The 4,962-nt window shown below is 48.7% G+C and carries 4 protein-coding genes; 1 reads left to right on the forward strand and 3 read right to left on the reverse strand.

The genetic code is table 11. The annotated features are described in order from the left end of the window. Positions 1 to 396, forward strand: a 396-nt coding sequence (locus KDK14_RS06165) for a transposase (RefSeq protein ID WP_373691040.1), incomplete at its 5' end; no start/stop codon positions are given. A 250-nt stretch (positions 397 to 646) separates the two neighbouring features. On the opposite strand, the gene KDK14_RS06170 is transcribed toward KDK14_RS06165, so the two are convergent. The 3 genes from KDK14_RS06170 to KDK14_RS06180 form a co-directional block, all read right to left on the reverse strand. Next, positions 647 to 1,480 (reverse strand): hypothetical protein, encoded by an 834-nt coding sequence (locus tag KDK14_RS06170; protein WP_257264141.1) that lies wholly within the window; start codon positions 1,478 to 1,480, stop codon positions 647 to 649. Positions 1,481 to 1,876: 396 nt separating this feature from the next. Then, positions 1,877 to 2,956 (reverse strand): dihydroorotate dehydrogenase-like protein, encoded by a 1,080-nt coding sequence (locus KDK14_RS06175; protein ID WP_257264142.1) that lies wholly within the window; start codon positions 2,954 to 2,956, stop codon positions 1,877 to 1,879. 1,145 nt (positions 2,957 to 4,101) lie between these two features. Continuing rightward, positions 4,102 to 4,377 (reverse strand): hypothetical protein, encoded by a 276-nt coding sequence (locus tag KDK14_RS06180; RefSeq protein WP_257264143.1) that lies wholly within the window; start codon positions 4,375 to 4,377, stop codon positions 4,102 to 4,104. Positions 4,378 to 4,962: the final 585 nt, after the last annotated feature.

Here is a 4,962-nt window from a genome sequence, read left to right on the forward strand (position 1 = left end):
AAAAATACCATTCAGTTCCAAAAAGGCATTGGCATCATGCAATTTCTTGCTAATTACGCCAGTGAAGATCAATGTGAGAACGCCCTGTTCTCTTGGCGCTGCCCAAATGGCTTACAATGCCCGAAATGTGGCTCCCGCAGTTTCTGCAAGCTTCATCGGAGAGCTGAATTACAGTGCAATTACTGTCGTTGCCAAACCTCGCTTACCGGCAACACCATCTTTGACTCGACGAAGGTGCCTCTGGCTACCTGGTTTCCGGGTATCTATCTCATCACCCAGAATAAAGCGGGGATTTCTGCTCTGACGCTTCATCGACAACTTGGTATTTCTTACAATGCCGCATTACGCATGAAGCACAAACTCATGCAGGTCATGATGGAAAGAGCTGGCAGTTGAGTGGTTTTGTTCAGGTTGATAACGCCTATTGGGGTGGTGAGCACGATGCCGGGGCAGAGGCTCAGGGAAGAAAGCTCACTTTGCCGTGAAAAATATTTTGCTCAACCATTTTGCATCCCTGAGGATGTCGCAAAAATTTTCATGCGCGATGAGAATTTATACTCTTCGTAGGGTAAGAATGCTTGATATCAACCCCGAGGGCGAAAGCAAACCCGACCATTGCCCTTTTCGAAATGCAAGAAAGGCCGACTCACTCTATCTGTCTTTGAAAACCTCTTAATATATGTTCAATCTGTTTGTAGAAGGCTACATGGACCTTGTCCAAGTCCTCCACCAGTCGATTAAAAAACTGTAACTCCCGGTGATCTTTCCTGGCTATTTTTGCATATTTTTCTTCATACATTTTTGCAGAGTGATAATAGTCATTACGCTGCATTGGCAATGACTCTTGAGCCATCTTACCCTCTGCAAGCTCAACAATCACTGCTTGAACTTCCGGCTGATCTTCCAGATCACTCAGCTGTTTATTCGCAAGTTTGTCAGCAAAAGAGCTGAAGCTTACTTTTAATTTCTTATTCGAAGATTCAGGCGAATTGTTGGACAAGTGCGATGTAACAAGATGTCCTTCCACCATAAGCCCTGAACCATGGGGCATACTCATTTCCTGCGCTTTCCTGAGAAAAGAAAACTCGTTTCCTGCCTGCGGCAATACAATGACAAAATGTTCTTGGTCACAGGATCCGATGATATCAACGTTATCTCTTGTAAATCCGTTCTCAGACAGCTGGTTCCCGACCGCCGGAATCCAGTTTTTTACTTCATAGTACAACCTTCTGGCGTGTTCAGGATCTGTAAGATTCAGAGTAAGAGTAAAGCTGTAGTGCAAATCGCCGTTCTTCATTCCGAAATAAACGGAATCTTTTTTTATGCTGTTAGCTTCCAAGGCACCGAATCGAATGGGGACACTGTACTCTTCACCAACAACAACATTAAATATTTTGTTTTCTAAAAAACAAACACCCGGTTTATCCTCATTTATTGGCGCAGCCGCCAAACTCCCAACACCCAAAAGTGCAGCGCTCATTATTGACAGGAATATGGGAAACAGGACCTTCCGAATCATGTGCTACAACCTATTAATCATTGAGACTCGCTCAGTATATGTCAAATTCGCAATTTAGCCCCCCAGTCTTGCTGCCATCAGACCACATGTCAAGCCATCACCAGTGGTTTGCTTGCGTTCATCTCCTGATCTCACACCTGACGCAGTAGCTGCGCCTTTTGGGTAACGCTCACCAGCCCGGCTCTTTACCGGCGCAGCTTACGGCGGTTTAGTGGCTGCTTCCGAAAGCCACCACCGCAGAGCCTGCCTCCATCTCAATTGCAGTTACGAGCAGACCAACTCTGCTCTCGTGTCACACTTGTGCCTTTGTGGTTCAAGGCTTTTGCCCCCCCAGGAGCATGAAAACAAGACATCAGGTCAGTGCTTTTTCGCACCATCCACAGTGCGAATGTAGCTGGCCCGTTCAAAGGCCTCCGGATTAGCTAAAGAACGCTGGCTCATCAACCCGCGCATGTCCTTCAGTCCGGTAAAATCACGCTGTTTCAACCACACTTCCAGGCCTTTTAACAACACAGACACATAGTCCGCCCCATTGCGGATCAAAGCAGAAGCCAGCATCACCGTATCCGCCCCGCCGAGCAGGTATTTGACAATGTCTTCATGGTCGTAGGCCCCCGATGTGGCCGCCAGGGAGGCATTGATCTTGCCGTAAAGCACACTGATCCAGCGCAGTGGAATACCGATCTCTCCGGGTTTACTGATTGGCCAGGCTGTTTCAACCTGCATATTGTTAAGATTAAAGTCAGGCTGCAGCATCCGGTTAAACATCACCAGCGCATCAACACCCATCTCATCAAACTGTCTGGCCATATTGCCAAAGGCGCTGAAGAATGGATCAATTTTCAGGGCAACCGGGATGGCGATACTGCTTTTGATACGGCTTGCTGCGTCCAGATAGACGTCTTCAACCTCACGCCCGGTAATCTCCAGTGAGGGTGGATTGTAATAAATATGCAGCTCGATACCATCAGCACCAGCCTGCTCAATCTGTCGGGCGAAGTCCATCCAGCCACCTTCTGAGCAACCATTCAGGCTGGCAATGACCGGAATATCCACCGCTGCCTTGACTTGCCCAATGGTGTCCAGGTAGGCCCGGGAACCACGTTCCAGGGTCAGCCCTGCAGGCAGAAAGGAAGTGACCTCGGGGAACAGGTTATTTTTGGGCAGGACAATCTGTTCTTCCTGTTCCTGGCGAATCTGTTCTTCAAACAGGGAAGGCAGAACCACAGCAGCAATACCTGCTTTTTCCAGACGCTGGACGCTTTTCAATGTAGACGTCAGTGGACTGGCTGCCGCTATTAACGGATTGTTAAGGCTTAACCCCATGTAGTTGGTGGTCAAATCCATCATCTTTTGCTCCTCAATCGCCACAGAAACATTGCCATAGGCAATGGCCTGCAGCGCAACTTCTTTCCTGGCGAACGGTTTACCCACCATCGCTGATTTTGGCGCATTACACTGGCGTGAATATCTGACGCCTGAGCGCAGGTATTGGAATATACTTCGGTACCCATTACCAGCACATTGACATTACGACGACTGGCCAGCTCATGGCCAAAGTTATGAGATGTGCTGATTGCATAAACTTCCAGGCGCTGATTCAGTGTTTTAAAGATGGTTGTTCAGAGGCTGTCTGAGACTAACGGACAGCCTCTTGCAAGAGGCTGTCCGAGAATAGCGGCCGTAGCGAGGGTTGCGAGAAATTGAGGATAAAAATTTCTGCTCCTGAGGAGCATAGCGGGGCCATTTGACGAAGAAGCAGGAATTTTCAGACTAATTTATCGCAATCGCAGTAGGGCAGCCTATTTTCGGACAGCCTCCTGTCTCCATGCTCCCCAAGTCTCACACGAACTGTGCAGACCTTACATCCCGCCTGCCCGGGGGGCGGTCTGCAAGAGACTGGTGAAAAGTAGTAAAGAATGAACAAAAAATCAAGCGGATGGCCGCCACGCGGAGCGCTCTGTGCGGGGCGGCCATCCGCCTGCGCGGCCCGGCCCGATCAGGCGATGCTTTACGACGGGTTTAGTACTTTCTCTTTCATCTGATAACCCTGCTACTTCACTGTCAGGAGTTATTAACCTCAGTTTCTCGCAGTTCCCACTATGGTTTCTATTTTCAGATAACCTCCCGGAATTGCCGAAGCTGAAAAATCTGTTTATCCAGATCGGATCAATCACTATGTTGACAAATACGTTCCAGCCCCATTCAGCGCAGCCCTGCCTACCAAGCTCTACCATCCATGGTGACACTCCCGCGGTTGAATTCAACAGCAAGGTAAACGACAAAAGTTTTGCACAAAGAAGGACCTGACCCCGTTAATCTCAGGCAGTAAACTAATAAGCATTTGTCGTTAGACCAAAGAAAGCGAGGTTAATTAGTGTAAGAAGCCTGCAACGGATTGCGTGGATAAAGCTCAAGTGATGGCATGAAAGGCAAGACCTGCACTCCCTTAAGCCTGACCGGGAACAGCCTCCTGGATCAGGTGATTCAAGGAAAAACTGGATTCACCAATGGCTAACCTGGAAAGGCACCCTTTCAGACACCACTGAAGATGGCAATAAATAGCCGGGAGGCTGTCATGTTTAATTAGCATCGGCAGGCAAGTTTTCTCGACCATGAACAGCCTCAACATCCGTTGTGCCAACCCTTGTGCCATCCCTTGTACCCAGAATCTGTTTACAGACACCTATACAACACAGTCCTGCTGCGAAAACCACCAAACCGGTCAGGCCACCATAGGCGACGTTGGTTTTTGTCTCAAGATCATTTATTCCCAGCCCAATGGACCGGGAATAAAGAAGACTACCGGCCACACCACCACCAACCAGCAGAAAGTACCCGCCCACTATCCCGATCATAGACTTCAAACCTCTATTCAAACAACAACGCCGCCGCCCAAATGCAGTCGCTCCCGCCGCTAGGTTGGACGTACGATCATGTGGGCCTGGAACCGTTTCAATGGCCCCATAAGTTTGGGCAGCCTGTGGATATACGACACCACCGGAAGTACCATTCACCAAATAGTCACCTCTTGATTTCACCGCCAAATTTCGGTGGGACGCTGTCAGGAAACCTGACATTTCCCACACCCCGGGAATTCATACGGTTCAAGCCAATTCTCGGACAGCCTCCTGGACATTAAGGTATTCATGGCAGAAAGCAGTTTACTTTACTCCGCTGTCAATCCGCACAGGATGAAACGAAGGAATTCAGAGTTAATAATCCATAAATTTTAAAACTGCCTCTTGATGTAACCGCAAGAAAGCCAATTTGTGCCCCCGGAATTGCCATAACAAAGCGGGGTAATCAGATTTTCTTAAAACACAGTTTTTAGACAACCTGAGGACTGGAAAGTTCCGGCGTGGCATTAACTGCTTAATCCCTTTGGCTGGGAGGCTGTCCGAGAATAGACTGCCCTACGCGGCAACTGCTCCTGCGTTGCT

It is taken from the genome of Endozoicomonas sp. ONNA2, from assembly GCF_024606365.1.
Lineage (GTDB): Bacteria > Pseudomonadota > Gammaproteobacteria > Pseudomonadales > Endozoicomonadaceae > Endozoicomonas.